The sequence below is a fragment of the Mesorhizobium sp. C432A genome, from assembly GCF_030323145.1.
Classification (GTDB): domain Bacteria; phylum Pseudomonadota; class Alphaproteobacteria; order Rhizobiales; family Rhizobiaceae; genus Mesorhizobium.
In genome coordinates this window covers 1749950-1763075 of the sequence record NZ_CP100470.1, presented here as the reverse complement: position 1 = coordinate 1763075, position 13126 = coordinate 1749950, and the positions used below count along the sequence as shown (strand labels likewise).

The window sequence follows — 13126 nt, the reverse complement described above, 5'->3', positions numbered from 1 at the left end:
AGGCCTCACTGGCCGACCATGCTTCGAATTAGATGGCCTTGCGGGCAATCCTCTCGATGTCGCCGCGGCTGATGCCGAGGTCGCTGAGCTGACGGGCGTTGAGCTTGTTCAGCTCGCGCACGGTTTCGTTGTACATACGCCAGTTACGGAAAGCGCGGATCGGGTTCATGGTTGTCCTCCAGTTGTTGGATCAAATCGTTTCGATGACGCTTAGATAGGCAGTGCTGCCCACGAATTGAACAGACGTCTTTGCATAGCCGCAATGCAAATGCTGCATTGCAGCATTAAGCTTCTGTTCATCTTGCCGACAGGCTGAGCGCGGAGGATGAGCGAGATTCAGGTAGGCCGAGCCGAGAATGGCGGCTCCCGAGAACCGGCCTACGCCGGCCGTAGCCTTAACTGCCGCAACCCCTCATGGGGGCTTCGGCCGGCGGAGGCGGGAAGCGCAGGGAGCCGCCATTCGCAGGCCGGCCTCACCTGACTCTCGCCCATCTACCCGACGTCGAGAACGATCTTGCCTATATGCTCGCCCTCTTCCATGCGCTCATGCGCCCGCCATGCGTCGGTCAGCGGGAAGATCATGTCCATCACCGGCGCTACCTTGCGGGTGCCGAGCAGCGGCCACACCTGTGCTTCCAGTGCGGCGGCGAGCGCCGCCTTGAACTCGACCGTGCGAGGCCGCAGCGTCGAGCCGGTGTGGGTCAGCCGCTTGACCATGATTTTCGAGAAATCGGCGCTCGCCATCGCGCCGGCCTGGACGGCGATCTGGACGATCCTGCCCTCGACCGCGGCGGCCTCGTAGTTGCGCGCGATATAGTCGCCACCGACCATGTCGAGTATGACGTCTGCCCCGTTGCCGCCGGTCGCATCCTTGACCGCCGCGACGAAATCCTCCTCGCGGTAGTTGATCGCCCGGTCGGCGCCGAGCTTCAGGCAGGCGTCGCATTTCTCCTTCGAGCCGGCGGTGGTGACGACATACGCGCCGAAGGCCGACGCCAGCTGGATCGCCGTGGTGCCGATGCCCGATGAGCCGCCATGGACCAGCAGCGTCTCACCCTTTTTCAAGCCGCCGCGCTCGAACACATTGTGCCAGACGGTGAAATAGTTTTCCGGAACCGCGGCCGCCTCCGTGTGGGTGAAGCCGGCGGGCAGCGGCAGCACGCTGCCGGCATGAACCTTGACATATTCGGCATAACCGCCCCCCGGCGTCAGCGCGCAGACCCGGTCGCCGATGCGCCAGCGCGATATCTCGTCGCCAAGGGCGGCCACTTCGCCCGATGCTTCGAGGCCGGGCAGGTCGGAAGCGCCGGGCGGCGCCGGATAGGCGCCCTTGCGCTGCTGCACGTCGGGGCGGTTGACGCCGGCCGCACGCACCCGGATCAGGATTTCGCCGGGACCAGGCACCGGCACGTCGCGCGTTTCCGGTTTCAGCACCCGCGGCCCGCCCGGTTGCGAGATTGCGATGGCCGTCATTGTGGCTGGAATTTTATGTCCGCTCGCCATGAAATTTCCCGTCTGGGTCCGCCGGTCTGTCGCCGGCTGCCAGCTTCTTGCCGGCTGTTTGCATCTGCGCCCCTGCCCTATGTATGCTGATTGCCGGATCAGGCAAATGGCCAAATCAGCCCAATACTGAATAGGGAGGAGCGACGATGGCGATCTTCGACGACGAACCCAAGAAGAAAGCCCGCCCGCATGAGATCGGACAGGATCTGTCGCTGCTTTCGGTCGGTGACCTTACCGAACGGATCAGCATCCTGCGCGAGGAGATTGCCCGGCTGGAAGCCGAGCTCCAGACCAAGGGCAGCACCAAATCGGCGGCCGAAGCCCTGTTTCGCCGCGGCTAGTTTTCGCGTTAGTTTCGGCGTTGAGCGTCCGCCGCCGAAAAGCCCGAATGCGCCTGTCTTCAGACCCCGCTACCGAATCTCCAGACGGATCAAACAATGTTTGCAAGCTACAGGCCGATCCTCTCGCTGCTTCGCGGCACCGCTTTCCTGCTCGCGGCTTCGGGATTGCACGGCCTGTTGTTGCCGTTGCGCGGCCAGCTCGAAGGGTTTTCGACCGCATCGCTCGGCCTGATGGGCACGGCCTGGGCCGGTGGCTTCGTCACCGGCTGCTTCTTCGCACCGCGCCTGGTGCGCCGCGCCGGCCACGTCCGGGCGTTCGGCGCCTTTGCCGCTTCGGGCGCCATCGTGGCGTTGCTTACCGGCCTGATCATCGACGAATATGTCTGGATCCTGCTGCGCGCCTTCACCGGCTTCACCATGGCCGGAGCCTTCATGGTCATCGAAAGCTGGCTGAACGAGAAGGCCACCAACGAGAACCGCGGCACCGTCTTCGGCCTCTACATGATGGTCACCTATGCCTCGATCATGGGCGGCCAGATGATCGTTGCCGGCGGCGACGTCAGATCGGCGTCGCTGTTCATGATCACCGGCATATTGTTCTGCCTGTCGCTGATCCCGACCGCGGTGTCGTCGGCTTCGTCTCCCAAGCCTTTGCAGGACGTCAAGCTCGACGTCAAAGGTCTCTACGCCAACTCGCCGGTGTCGGCGATCGCCTGCCTGTTGGTCGGCATCGCCAATGGCGCCTGGGGCACGCTTGGCGCCGTCTACGGCGCCCGTATCGGCATCTCCACCGCCCAGATCGCACTGATGATGAGCCTTGTCGTTATTGCCGGCGCGGCCATGCAGCTTCCGGCCGGACGCCTCTCCGACAAGACCGACCGCCGTTTCGTGCTGGCGGGCGCGGCTTTCGGCGCCGCACTGTTCGCCATCCTGATCTTCCTGTTCGAACCGCGTTCCGCCGTCCTCGTCATTGTCTTCGCCGCCGCCTACGGCGCCTTTGCCTACACGCTCTATTCGATCGCCGTGGCGCATGCCAACGACCACGCCCGATCGGAGGATTTCGTCAAGGTCTCGGGCGGCCTGCTGCTTCTGTATGGCTTCGGAACCATGATCGGGCCCTTGCTGGCTGCCGCCCTGATGGGCTGGCTCCGCCCCGAAGGCCTGTTCCTGGCCACCGCGCTGGCGCATCTCAGCCTCGCCGCCTACACGCTGCTGCGCATCAGCCGCCGCGCGCCGGTGCCTATCGAAGACCGCGACGCCTTCAAGACCCAGCCGGCCGATCGCTCGGTCACCCCTGAAGCACTGCGGCTCAGAAAAGCGGAAGCCGACGGTTGAGATTTGAAAAGCTTTGCCCCACAAGTATAGGCATGATCTTTTCTGACGCCTTCATGGCGATTGCCGACCCCAACCGGCGCTATCTTCTGGAAGAGCTCCGGCGTGGCCCGAAAACCGTCAACGAACTGGCTTCGGGCCTGCCAGTCTCCCGCCCGGCCGTGTCCCAGCATTTGAAAGTGTTGCTGGACGCCGGTCTGGTTCAGGCCAAGGCCGAGGGCACGAGGCGGGTCTATACAGTCAGCAGTGCCGGCTTCCTCAAGCTCAATATTTGGCTTGATCAGTTCTGGGAAGCATAGGCCGCGATTCCACCTCGCCTCCCTGGCTTTCAAGTGTCCGTTGCCAGCGCCTTGCCCAGCGCATCGAGCAGGAATCCGGTACCATGCTCGCGCGATGACGGTGTGTCGTGCCCATCGAGAAACGCGCCCTGCTCGGTCAGCACCAGACGCGTGCCCGTGCCTTCCGGGCGAAGCTCAATTGTCGCCAGCGAAACCGAGATTCTGACATCACCGAACAGCATGTCGTAGCTGTAGACGATGCGCTGGTTGGGCACGATGTCCTGATAGGTGGCGGTATAGGTGTGGATCGGCCCGTCCTTCGGCCCGCCGGCATTGACCTCCTGGCCGCCGACGCGAAAATCCATTTCGTGCCTGTGGGTCATCGGGTTGTCGGGGTCGGCGAACCAGCGCCGCTTGGCGGCCGGATCGCTGAGCGCGAAATAGACTTTCGCCGGTGCAAATGGATAGAGGCGCTCGAGGACGAAGGTGGAGTGGACGACGGATCGTTCGGCCATGGTCAGGTCCTCATGGTCAGCTTGATGGTTTCTGCGCGACGAAGACGCCGTCGCGATAAGACGCGCCGAAATAGACTTCGACGGCGCGCAACCTGTCGTCATGGAACAGATGCAGTTCGGTGTTGCGGAAGGTCTTTCCGTCCGCCGTCTCGCAGCGATAGAGGACAAAGGCGGCGTCCTCGTCCTCGCATATCCGCTCGATGACGATCGAGCTGAAGGCCGGGCTGTCCGGCCAGCAGCGCTCGAAATAGGTCGCACGGTCGATGGCGTCGTCATAGGGGCTGGTGAAGGTGAAATCGTCGGCGAGCATAGCCGCGACGGCAGCCATGTTATTCGCCTGGTAGGCGGAAAAATAGCCGCGGATCAACTCCGCTCTGCTTTTGCCGGGCATGGTCATTTCTCCTCTGCTTCAGATCATTCGGTCCCGGCGAGAAAATCGCCGAGCCGGTCGAGCCGACGCTCCCATGTCAGCCGCCGTTCGTTGATCCAGTGTTCTGCGCTGCGCAGCGCCTGCGGCGCGATCTGGCAGGTGCGCACGCGGCCGAGCTTTTCCGAGCGCACCAGCCCGCTTGCTTCGAGCACGTTGAGATGCTGGACGACGGCCGACAGCGACATCGCCAGCGGTTCGGCCAACTGGCTGACCGAGGCCGGCCCACGCGACAGCCGCTCGACCATGCTGCGCCTGGCCGGGTCCGCGAGCGCCTGGAACATCAGGTCGAGCTGGGCGGGATCGTGCAGCATCGCGATCAGCCGTTATTGTAGGGAAAGAACTTGAAGTAGGGCTGCGCCTCCTCGATCACCCGGGCGAAAGACGGCCGCTTGAGCAGGCGGTCGTGGTAGCGTTTCACGGCCGGATAGCTGTCGCCGAACGGCTCGACCTTGTTGGCGTAGAACAGCGCCGGCGAGGCGGCGCAGTCGGCCATGGTGAAGGTGGGGCCGGCCGCCCAGATTTTCGAACGCATCTCCTCCTCGATGATCGCATAGGCGTTGCGCAGTTGCGCGCGCGCCTCGTCGACCCCGAACGGGTCGGTCCGGTCCTGCGGGCGCAACCTGTCGCCGACGATCTTCTGCATCGGCGCCTGCACGTAGAAATCGTAGAAACGGTCGGCCTGGCGGACCTGGAGAGCAAGGTCGGCCTCGGCCGGGATGAGCTCGACCGGCCCGGGATAATGCGCGGCCAGATATTCGATGACGATGGTCGATTCCAGCACCGTGCGATTGCGTGCATCGTCATACAGCGCCGGCATCTTGCCGGTCGGCGACACCTTCAGGAATGCTGCCCGCGACTGCTCGTCGCCGAGGTCGACGATAACCGGCGTGAAGGGCGTGTCGTTCTCGTAGAACGCAATCAGCGGTTTCCAGCAGAACGATGCCAGCGGATGGAAATGGAAGGTCAGGGACATTTTTTGCTCGTCTGTTTGTGGTTCGCCGATGCTGAGCGGTGCCAGCCTGCGCCGACACTGAAGCATTTACTTAACTATTTCCGTGAGGCGAATGTGTCAAGGTTCGAGACTGCCTTCAGGGCTTGGTATGCGTGACGATGGCGGCAACGATCGTGCCCCAGTCGTCGGGATGCAGTTCGTGGCCACCGCCTTCGACGCGGACAAGCCGCCCGCCGGCAACAGCGTCGGCAAGGGCTGCGCCATGCTCGACCGGAAAGATCGGATCCGATGTCCCGTGAATGACGAGCAGCGGAACCTTGATCTCGCGCAGGCGTCCTTTCAGATCCTCGCAGCTCTTCAGCATGAAATGGTTAGTCGCGCTCAGGAAGCCGCCGGATCGGTCGTAGTCCTGTTCGACGAACGCGCGCATCGCCTTCTCGTCGAAGGGATGCGCGGTGCTGGCGATCGCACGCGCATCCTTGACGACGAAGCCGATCACCTGGTCGCGGTCCGACCAATCGACCTTGGCGCCATCGGCCGAGTGCTCCATATAGGCTTCGGTCGTCCCCGGCAGGTGCGATGTATCGATCCCCACCGGCGAACTGCTGATCACCGTCAGTGTGATGACACGCGAGGGATGTTTCAACACCAGTCATTGCGCGATCATGCCGCCCATCGACATCCCGATCACATGCGCCTTGCCGATGCCGCAACTGTCGAGGACGCGCACCGCATCGTCCGCCATGTCGTCGAACGTATACGTCGGCTCGCCCGGCGCATATTTGGTCGACGATTGTCGTAGCGGATCACGAAGCGGCCTTCGCCGGCGAGTTTTTTGCAGAGCGCCTCCGGCCACCAGAGCATCGAGGCCATGGCGCCCATGATCAGCAGAACGGTTGGATCGCCGGGATCCCCAAACGTCTGGGAGACGATTTCGGGTGCTGCGGCCCGTGTCATGGGACTCTCCTCGCATCGGCCAATCAAAGGCCAACCAAACTGATTGCGTTTTGCAATCGGTTGCACGATAATAAAACTGATACGATAATGCAACTGGTTTTTGAGGAGAGTCGGATGAAAACCGAACACCGCTCGGGATGCCCTATCAATCTGTCGCTGGAAGTGTTCGGCGATCGCTGGAGCCTGATCATCCTGCGCGACATGATTTTTGGCGGCAAACGCCACTTTCGCGAACTGCTCAACGGCTCGATCGAGGGCATCGCTTCCAATATCCTGGCCGACCGGCTGAAGCGGCTGATGGAACTCGGCATGCTGACCAAGGCCGACGACCCCTCGCACAAGCAGAAGGCGATCTACAGCCTGACCGAGATGGCCATCACGCTGGTGCCGATCATGGCGCATCTCGGCGCTTGGGGCCGCGTCTGGCTGCCGGTGAGCGAGGAGCTTTCGATCCGGGCCGAGCTGCTGGAGAAAGGCGGACCGCCAATGTGGGAGCAGTTCATGGACGAGTTGCGCCACGACCATCTGGGCACGCCTGTCGCCACACCCGCGCAGCCTTCCGTCCGCGCTACATTGCAGGCCGGATATGAGGCGGTGGTCGCCCGCAAGGCGTCGAGCGGCATCGAGGCCCCCGCCGCTTGACCAACTTATTTCCCCATTATCAGGCCGGCTCTGCTATCAAGGGGCTGAAAAACATAATTTACGGGATTGGATAACGCTCTTGGTCGAGAACTCTAAGGATACTGCCCGCGCCCGGGCGGATATGCGTTTCAAGAAGCAGGAAGAGGCCGCCACGGTGCGGCAAAAGGCGATGGCGGAGTATGTCGCCGAGGCCGACGCCCGCCAGGCCAAGACCAACAAGCTCCGGGCATTGCGCCTTGCCAAGGAAGCGGAAGACCTCGCCAACGCCCCTGCCGTTCCGGTCAAGAAAGCGCCCCGAGCCAAGAAAAAATAGCGCGGCCTTCTTCATCGACGCCCGATCTGGATGCCGGCGGATCGTATCCGCCGCCATGTGCCACGATCAGCAATGCCCGCCATTTCCGCTTTCCCACGCGAAGCAATTTCAACCGCAACCGGGATTTCGCATCCCGCATGTCAGGTCGATGATTGACGCGTTTTGATCAGGAGACAGCCATGACCGCACTGACCCTCGAAAAAGCCAAGCACATCATCGACGCCGCCTTCGCCAAGGGCGCCGAGCTGAAGCTCAAGCCGCTCGGCGTTTCCGTGCTGGACGCCGGCGCGCATCTCGTCGCCTTCCAGCGTCAGGACGGAGCCTCGTTCCTGCGCCCGCAAATGTCGGCCGGCAAGGCCTATGGCGCGCTCGCCATCGGCATGGGCTCGCGCCGTGTCGAGGCTTTCGCCAAGGAGCGGCCGCATCTCGTCGCCGGCATTTCCGACGTCTCCGGTGGACGCGTGTTGCCGGTCGTCGGCGGCGTGCTGATCCGCGACAAGGCAGGCGCCGTCATCGGCGCCGTCGGAATTTCGGGAGATACGTCGGACAATGACGAAGCCGCCGCCATCGCCGGCATCGAAGCGGCGGGCTTCACCGCCGATCCGGGCTGAGGGGGAGCTTCGTCATCCCAGGGCGAAGCAGGAACGAAACTCCGTCGCGAAGACCCTGGGATCCATGCCGCGACCTTTGCCGCAAGTGTAAGCGGAGCAGAATTCTGAACCGTTGCAACGCCTTAGCTTCACGGAATGGATCCCAGGGTCTGCGCCGCGTCGCTTCGCTCCTTGCTTCGCCCCAGGATGACGACCAGAAAGAGCAGCCACGCCAATCGCGAACGGATGCGACCATCCAACGAAGGCGGCTAGTTCAAATTTATGTCTCTACTCGCCGACCGCATCGACACCGAAAACCCGGCCAGCACATCGAATAGGGCGATCACCATCAGCGTGAAGAAGACGGAGTGCGCCGCGCCCTTCACCAGCAGGAATTCGACCAGGAACGCCACGAAGACCAGCGTCGACAACAGATGGTCCATGATCGAGGCGTTCGTGGTGCGCACCGACTTCACCATTTCCAGGAACAGGAAGATCAGCCCGATCACCACCATCAGGTCGCCGAGCGTCATCGAGAACACCCCGCCCGACATCATGCTGAACGAGAAGATCTCGGTCGCCCACGGATCGTCGCCGCTGCCGAATATTCCGAGGAGTCCGAGATTGTAGGCCACGAAGGGCACGATCAGCAGCGGGATGGCACCGAACATCAGGCGTCTCCTCTAGCAATTCCAGGAAAGCGGTTTCCCAAGGAATTGCCTAAACAATGGGGGCACCTTCTGTAGAATGCCCCGCAGGCACGCCGTCAAGATTTTTCGCTAGCGCCCGCAAACACGGAAAAAGACCGCGCGAAACAACCCTGTCAGCCACAGTTGCCCCGGCTGACCACCGACACGCCGGGATTCAGCGCTTGAACTGGCCTGTCCGCACGGCGGCGCCGATAGCGTTGAGGATGAAAAGGCCGGCGGTCATCGAGGTGATCTCGTTGACGTCGCGCGCCGGCGCGATCTCGACGATGTCGATGCCGACGACACGTCCCTTGGCGAACAGCCCCTTGATCAGTTCGATCGTCTGCCGATAGCTGATGCCGCCAGGCGCCGGGCCTTCGACCGCCGGCATGACAGCGGGATCGAGACCGTCGGCATCGATGGTCAGGTAATAGCGGCCACGGTCCGGGATGCGCTTGAGCAGCGCCGCCGTACCGATATCCTGCCATTCATTGGCGGTGACGATGTTGGAGCCGTAGGCGCGGGCCGCCTCGACCTCCTCGAGCCGGGCGCTGCCCTGGCCGCGGATGCCGAGCTGGAAAATCCCGGCTATATGCGGCCATCTCCGAAGCGCGGCGGATGGGGCTGGAATAGCCTTCCCTGACCCCGTTGACATTGTCGCGCCAGTCGAGATGGGCATCGATCTGAACCAGGGTGATCGGCCCTTCGCCGTCAAGCGCCCGCAGGATCGGGATTGGAATGCCGTGATCGCCGCCAATGGTGATCGGCAAGGCGCCGGCGACGCGGATCTTGCGGATCGCCGTTTCGGCCAACCTGTAGTGGCTGCCGGCGGCATCGCCGGGGACATCGCCGACATCGACCACCTTGACGTCCTGCCCGTCGAACAGGGTTCCGCCAATGTCGAAATCATAGCGGTCGAGCCCGAGGCTGATGCGCTGCGAGGCGCGCCGCACCGCGGTCGGCGCGTTGGTCTGGTCGTTGACCAGCTCGTCGATCGTGTAGGGACTGCCGTAAGGCATGCCGATGATGGGCGACATCCGCCTTCAGCGCATCGAGGTCCTCGACCAGCGGGAAGTTCATGAAGGTCTGGAAGATATCGCGGGGTGCTGTGGTGAGCTTGGTCATGCGGGCCCTCTGAAGCCGGTCGATGATCGCGCGGAAGCGCCGCGACAAGGCATGCGGACTCAATACAGCACCGCCGCCGCAGCTTGTATCGCCACGGACGCCCGGTCTTTGGCATAGTTGGCGGCGCGGCGCGCACCAAACGCAAAAAAAACCGGCCAATGGCCGGTTCTTTTGGCATCAAACCCTTCGAAAGCTGGTCTCAGCTTTCCTTGGGCGTCAGCACCTGGCGACCGCGATACATGCCGGTCTTCAGGTCGATATGGTGCGGGCGGCGCATTTCGCCGGAATTCTTGTCCTCGACATAGGTCGGGGCCTTGAGAGCGTCGGCCGAGCGGCGCATGCCGCGCTTGGACGGAGAGGTTTTTCGTTTCGGAACGGCCATGGATATGCTCCACTACATGGTCAAAATGCCCCGATAGCCCTCGTGAAAGGGCCGCGTCAGGGCCATAATCTGAGAAAGTCGGGTGCCTATACACGCCCTAGGCCGTTTTGGCCAGCACCGTGGCGATTTTTTTTGAACTGGCAGCGGTTCTACCTAATCAAGACAACCGACATACGCGCCCGAACGGCCGGCGCGGCGTTCGATCAGCGACGCCAGGCGCCGCAGACCCGGACCGGGCTTGGCCGGATTGCGGGCGATCGGATTGGGCAACGAGACGGCGAGCAATGCCGCCTGCCGCCGCGACAGCTGCTTGGCCGAAACGCCGAAATGATGCTGCGCCGCCGCCTCGATGCCGTAAATGCCCGGCCCCCATTCGGCGATGTTGAGATAGATTTCCATGATCCGCCGTTTCGACATCACCGCGTCGAAATAGACGGCCAGCGGCAGTTCGACCACCTTGCGCACCGAGCCCAGCGGCCGCGACCACAGGAAAAGGTTCTTCACCGTCTGCATGGTGATGGTCGAGGCGCCGCGCGTCGCCTCGCCGGCCAGCGCATCGTCGACGACGCCGCGCAATTCGCCGAGATCGATGCCGCGATGGAAGCAGAACTGACCGTCCTCCGACATGATCACCGAATTGGCCAGCACCGGCGACACATCGTCGATCGACACCCAGCGCCGGTCGTAGCCGGAAAATGTCGCGAGGTCTTTGACCATCAAGGTCGATATCGGATGCACGAAGGACGGCAGATAGAGGAAGGTCAGCCCAACGGGTATCGCCGCCAGCACGGCGGCGACGACCAGGCAACGCCGGGCGAGGCGCTTCAGACCGGCGCGGTTCACGCGCCTCGGTCGCGCCATCTCAAACCCCTCGGTTTCATGATCGACGATCGGTTCCGTCAAGCCGCCCCACCCGCGCCATTCTCCCGCCTCCGGCATAATGGCGCGGGGCTTCTTGCGCAACGTCTGAGTGTCGGCTACCGCTCCCGGCCATGACGAAAGACGAGCAATTGGCCTTTGAGGCCGCACTTCTGGGGCGGGCGGCGGCTATCGAGGCCGGGCTCAGGCTGCTGCTGGACGGCCGCACGCTTGCCGGCGAGATCGCCCGGCCGGAGCGTCTGATGGCGGCCATGCGCCATGGCGTGCTGAACGGCGGCAAGCGGCTGCGCCCCTTCCTGGTCATGGAAAGTGCCGCCCTTTTCGGCGCCGATGGCGAGGCGGCGATGCGCGTGGCGGCGGCGCTCGAATGCGTGCATTGCTATTCGCTGATCCATGACGATCTGCCTGCCATGGACGACGACGATCTGCGCCGCGGCCAGCCGACCGTGCACAAGGCCTTCGATGAAGCCACCGCCATCCTTGCCGGCGATGCGCTTCTGACGCTTGCCTTCGATGTCCTCGCCGATGAGGCGACGGCGCTGCCGGCGGAGCGCAGGGCGGCGCTGGTGCTGGCGCTGGCGCGCGCGGCTGGCACCGGGGGCATGGTTGGCGGGCAGACGCTCGACCTCGAAGCCGAGCGCAACAGGCCGGACGAGGCCGGCATCATCCGGCTGCAGGCGATGAAAACCGGCGCGCTGATCCGCTACGCCTGCGAAGCCGGTGCAATCATTGCCGGCGCCGCACCGCGGGACCGCGACCGGCTGGCCGAATTCGGCTCGGCGGTCGGGCTTGCCTTCCAGCTTGCCGACGACCTGCTCGACCTGACCGCCGATGCCAGCCAGATGGGCAAGGCGACCGGCAAGGACGCAGCCGCCGGCAAGGCGACGCTGGTGGCGCTGCATGGCGCGAACTGGGCGCGCAGCCAGCTCCATGGGCTGGTCAAGCAGGCCCATGAATTGCTTGAGCCTTACGGTGAACAGGCAGCCTTGCTGAAGGCAGCGGCAAGCTTCGTGGCAATCCGCAACAACTGAGGTTTGGGCGATCGGATGCCGAACCGTTTTCGGAATTTGTCGGCCTTGCGCTGCCTTGCTTTGGTGTCTCTCAAATGCCCCCAAAGCAACTGGGCGCGCTATCTGACCTTGACGACGACCTTGCCCTTGGCGCGTCCTGTTTCGACGTAAGCCAGCGCCTCATTGGTCGCTTCAAAAGGAAAGACCCTGTCGACGACCGGGCGAATCGCCCCATCTTCGATGAGGGACGTGATTTTGCTCAGTTGCTCACCTTGCGCCGACATGAACAGGAACGAAAATCCCACGCCCCGGCGCTTGGCTTTGGTCCTGATACCACGGCCCAGCAGCCGCAGCAGCAGCCTTAGCACCACGTTCAGTCTCTGTTTCCTGGCAAATTCGGGATCCGGAGGACCGGAAATCGAGATGAGCTTCCCACCCGGTTTCAGCACAGTCAGGGATTTCTCAAGCGTCTTGGCGTCCTGGCTGTTCAGGACGACGTCGTAGCCCGACAGGATTTTCTCGAAGTCGTCCTTCCTGTAGTCGACGACGACATCGGCGCCGAGATCCCTGACCAGATCGTTGCTTGCCGCGCCCGCTGTTGTCGCAACGATCGCGCCGAGGTGCTTTGCCAACTGGATGGCGAATGTCCCCACGCCGCCGGAGCCAGCCTGGATGAAGATCTTCTGGCCTGTCTTCAGACCCGCCCTCTCGATGAGAGCCTGCCAGGCGGTCAGACCGACCAGCGGGATCGAGGCCGCCTCTTCCATGCTGAGGTTCGCCGGCTTCAGCGCCACGTCGGCTTCATCGATTGCGATGAATTCGGCGAATGTCCCGATCCGGCCGTCGCGCGGCCGCGCATAGACGGCGTCGCCGGGCTTGAATCTGCGGACTTTCGAGCCCACCCTGACAACCCTCCCGGCAACGTCGTGACCGAGGATGAAGGGCCGGCGATAGGGAAGGACGAGTTTGAATTCGCCGGTTCTGATTTTGGAATCCAGCAGGTTCACCCCGGCGGCATGGACCTCGACCAGGACGTCATTGTCCAGCAGCTCCGGCTCCGGCATCTCGGCCAGCCGCAAAATGCCTTTCTTGCTATATTTATCGACAACGAATGCCTTCATGGCAGTGACTTTCTGAAAGTGTCTGTTGGCCTGCTGTCTGTGCGTGAAATTCTCCGTCCCGCCGTTG

The 13126-nt window shown here is 63.1% G+C and carries 17 protein-coding genes and 2 pseudogenes; 7 read left to right on the top strand and 12 right to left on the bottom strand.

Annotated features, from left to right (window positions below; genetic code table 11):
* Positions 1 to 28 precede the first annotated feature (28 nt).
* Both NLY33_RS08490 and NLY33_RS08485 read right to left on the bottom strand, forming a co-directional pair.
* Positions 29 to 169 (bottom strand): DUF1127 domain-containing protein, encoded by a 141-nt coding sequence (locus tag NLY33_RS08490; protein WP_023670143.1) that lies wholly within the window; start codon positions 167 to 169, stop codon positions 29 to 31.
* Positions 170 to 492: 323 nt separating this feature from the next.
* Positions 493 to 1503, bottom strand: coding sequence for an NAD(P)H-quinone oxidoreductase (locus NLY33_RS08485; protein WP_031196069.1), 1011 nt, complete (start codon positions 1501 to 1503; stop codon positions 493 to 495).
* Between the two features lie 146 nt (positions 1504 to 1649).
* Here NLY33_RS08485 and NLY33_RS08480 point away from each other — a divergent pair, with 146 nt between their 5' ends.
* The 3 genes from NLY33_RS08480 (at position 1650) to NLY33_RS08470 (ending at position 3475) form a co-directional block, all read left to right on the top strand.
* Positions 1650 to 1844: a DUF1192 domain-containing protein gene (locus NLY33_RS08480; RefSeq protein WP_023670145.1), complete on the top strand. Its 195-nt coding sequence runs from the start codon at positions 1650 to 1652 to the stop codon at positions 1842 to 1844.
* 96 nt (positions 1845 to 1940) lie between these two features.
* Positions 1941 to 3179 (top strand): MFS transporter, encoded by a 1239-nt coding sequence (locus tag NLY33_RS08475; protein ID WP_023683997.1) that lies wholly within the window; start codon positions 1941 to 1943, stop codon positions 3177 to 3179.
* A 32-nt stretch (positions 3180 to 3211) separates the two neighbouring features.
* Entirely contained in the window at positions 3212 to 3475 is a 264-nt protein-coding gene (locus NLY33_RS08470; protein WP_023706277.1) for an ArsR/SmtB family transcription factor, read from the top strand.
* A gap of 29 nt (positions 3476 to 3504) precedes the next feature.
* On the opposite strand, the gene NLY33_RS08465 is transcribed toward NLY33_RS08470, so the two are convergent.
* The 5 genes and pseudogenes from NLY33_RS08465 to NLY33_RS08445 form a co-directional block, all read right to left on the bottom strand.
* Positions 3505 to 3969 carry an SRPBCC family protein gene (locus NLY33_RS08465; RefSeq protein WP_023706276.1) on the bottom strand — a complete coding sequence of 155 codons (465 nt, stop codon included), beginning with the start codon at positions 3967 to 3969 and terminating at the stop codon, positions 3505 to 3507.
* 16 nt (positions 3970 to 3985) lie between these two features.
* Positions 3986 to 4360, bottom strand: a complete 375-nt coding sequence (locus tag NLY33_RS08460; RefSeq protein ID WP_032891742.1) for a nuclear transport factor 2 family protein — start codon at positions 4358 to 4360, stop codon at positions 3986 to 3988.
* Between the two features lie 23 nt (positions 4361 to 4383).
* Complete coding sequence (locus NLY33_RS08455) at positions 4384 to 4710, bottom strand: ArsR/SmtB family transcription factor (protein WP_023699361.1); 327 nt, start codon at positions 4708 to 4710, stop codon at positions 4384 to 4386.
* A gap of 5 nt (positions 4711 to 4715) precedes the next feature.
* A complete protein-coding gene (locus NLY33_RS08450) occupies positions 4716 to 5372 on the bottom strand; it encodes a glutathione S-transferase family protein (RefSeq protein ID WP_023706274.1) in 657 nt (218 codons plus the stop codon).
* Positions 5373 to 5487: 115 nt separating this feature from the next.
* Positions 5488 to 6308: pseudogene (locus NLY33_RS08445) on the bottom strand (alpha/beta fold hydrolase).
* Between the two features lie 114 nt (positions 6309 to 6422).
* Between NLY33_RS08445 and NLY33_RS08440 the strand changes: the two are divergent.
* The 3 genes from NLY33_RS08440 (at position 6423) to NLY33_RS08430 (ending at position 7874) form a co-directional block, all read left to right on the top strand.
* A complete protein-coding gene (locus tag NLY33_RS08440) occupies positions 6423 to 6950 on the top strand; it encodes a winged helix-turn-helix transcriptional regulator (protein WP_023670151.1) in 528 nt (175 codons plus the stop codon).
* Positions 6951 to 7029: 79 nt separating this feature from the next.
* Entirely contained in the window at positions 7030 to 7263 is a 234-nt protein-coding gene (locus NLY33_RS08435; protein ID WP_023684002.1) for a hypothetical protein, read from the top strand.
* A gap of 179 nt (positions 7264 to 7442) precedes the next feature.
* Positions 7443 to 7874, top strand: coding sequence for a GlcG/HbpS family heme-binding protein (locus NLY33_RS08430; RefSeq protein WP_023690074.1), 432 nt, complete (start codon positions 7443 to 7445; stop codon positions 7872 to 7874).
* 248 nt (positions 7875 to 8122) lie between these two features.
* On the opposite strand, the gene NLY33_RS08425 is transcribed toward NLY33_RS08430, so the two are convergent.
* From NLY33_RS08425 to NLY33_RS08410, 4 genes and pseudogenes are all read right to left on the bottom strand, one after another.
* A complete protein-coding gene (locus NLY33_RS08425; protein ID WP_023670154.1) occupies positions 8123 to 8524 on the bottom strand; it encodes a hypothetical protein in 402 nt (133 codons plus the stop codon).
* 193 nt (positions 8525 to 8717) lie between these two features.
* A pseudogene (locus tag NLY33_RS08420) lies at positions 8718 to 9667 on the bottom strand (agmatinase).
* Positions 9668 to 9866: 199 nt separating this feature from the next.
* Entirely contained in the window at positions 9867 to 10049 is a 183-nt protein-coding gene (rpmF, locus tag NLY33_RS08415) for a 50S ribosomal protein L32 (protein WP_008834724.1), read from the bottom strand.
* 153 nt (positions 10050 to 10202) lie between these two features.
* Entirely contained in the window at positions 10203 to 10910 is a 708-nt protein-coding gene (locus NLY33_RS08410) for a transglycosylase domain-containing protein (protein ID WP_196815018.1), read from the bottom strand.
* Positions 10911 to 11041: 131 nt separating this feature from the next.
* Between NLY33_RS08410 and NLY33_RS08405 the strand changes: the two genes are divergently transcribed.
* A complete protein-coding gene (locus tag NLY33_RS08405) occupies positions 11042 to 11959 on the top strand; it encodes a polyprenyl synthetase family protein (protein WP_023708584.1) in 918 nt (305 codons plus the stop codon).
* Positions 11960 to 12057: 98 nt separating this feature from the next.
* On the opposite strand, the gene NLY33_RS08400 is transcribed toward NLY33_RS08405, so the two are convergent.
* Positions 12058 to 13059: an NADP-dependent oxidoreductase gene (locus NLY33_RS08400; RefSeq protein ID WP_023708583.1), complete on the bottom strand. Its 1002-nt coding sequence runs from the start codon at positions 13057 to 13059 to the stop codon at positions 12058 to 12060.
* Positions 13060 to 13126 lie beyond the last annotated feature (67 nt).

What these genes read in the sequence shown, in the direction of transcription:
- NLY33_RS08490 (WP_023670143.1), bottom strand. Translation starts at nt 169, where the DNA reads ATGAACCCGATCCGCGCTTTCCGTAACTGGCGTATGTACAACGAAACC.
- NLY33_RS08485 (WP_031196069.1), bottom strand. Translation starts at nt 1,503, where the DNA reads ATGGCGAGCGGACATAAAATTCCAGCCACAATGACGGCCATCGCAATC.
- NLY33_RS08480 (WP_023670145.1), top strand. Translation starts at nt 1,650, where the DNA reads ATGGCGATCTTCGACGACGAACCCAAGAAGAAAGCCCGCCCGCATGAG.
- NLY33_RS08475 (WP_023683997.1), top strand. Translation starts at nt 1,941, where the DNA reads ATGTTTGCAAGCTACAGGCCGATCCTCTCGCTGCTTCGCGGCACCGCT.
- NLY33_RS08470 (WP_023706277.1), top strand. Translation starts at nt 3,212, where the DNA reads ATGATCTTTTCTGACGCCTTCATGGCGATTGCCGACCCCAACCGGCGC.
- NLY33_RS08465 (WP_023706276.1), bottom strand. Translation starts at nt 3,969, where the DNA reads ATGGCCGAACGATCCGTCGTCCACTCCACCTTCGTCCTCGAGCGCCTC.
- NLY33_RS08460 (WP_032891742.1), bottom strand. Translation starts at nt 4,360, where the DNA reads ATGCCCGGCAAAAGCAGAGCGGAGTTGATCCGCGGCTATTTTTCCGCC.
- NLY33_RS08455 (WP_023699361.1), bottom strand. Translation starts at nt 4,710, where the DNA reads ATGCTGCACGATCCCGCCCAGCTCGACCTGATGTTCCAGGCGCTCGCG.
- NLY33_RS08450 (WP_023706274.1), bottom strand. Translation starts at nt 5,372, where the DNA reads ATGTCCCTGACCTTCCATTTCCATCCGCTGGCATCGTTCTGCTGGAAA.
- NLY33_RS08440 (WP_023670151.1), top strand. Translation starts at nt 6,423, where the DNA reads ATGAAAACCGAACACCGCTCGGGATGCCCTATCAATCTGTCGCTGGAA.
- NLY33_RS08430 (WP_023690074.1), top strand. Translation starts at nt 7,443, where the DNA reads ATGACCGCACTGACCCTCGAAAAAGCCAAGCACATCATCGACGCCGCC.
- NLY33_RS08425 (WP_023670154.1), bottom strand. Translation starts at nt 8,524, where the DNA reads ATGTTCGGTGCCATCCCGCTGCTGATCGTGCCCTTCGTGGCCTACAAT.
- rpmF (WP_008834724.1), bottom strand. Translation starts at nt 10,049, where the DNA reads ATGGCCGTTCCGAAACGAAAAACCTCTCCGTCCAAGCGCGGCATGCGC.
- NLY33_RS08410 (WP_196815018.1), bottom strand. Translation starts at nt 10,910, where the DNA reads ATGGCGCGACCGAGGCGCGTGAACCGCGCCGGTCTGAAGCGCCTCGCC.
- NLY33_RS08405 (WP_023708584.1), top strand. Translation starts at nt 11,042, where the DNA reads ATGACGAAAGACGAGCAATTGGCCTTTGAGGCCGCACTTCTGGGGCGG.
- NLY33_RS08400 (WP_023708583.1), bottom strand. Translation starts at nt 13,059, where the DNA reads ATGAAGGCATTCGTTGTCGATAAATATAGCAAGAAAGGCATTTTGCGG.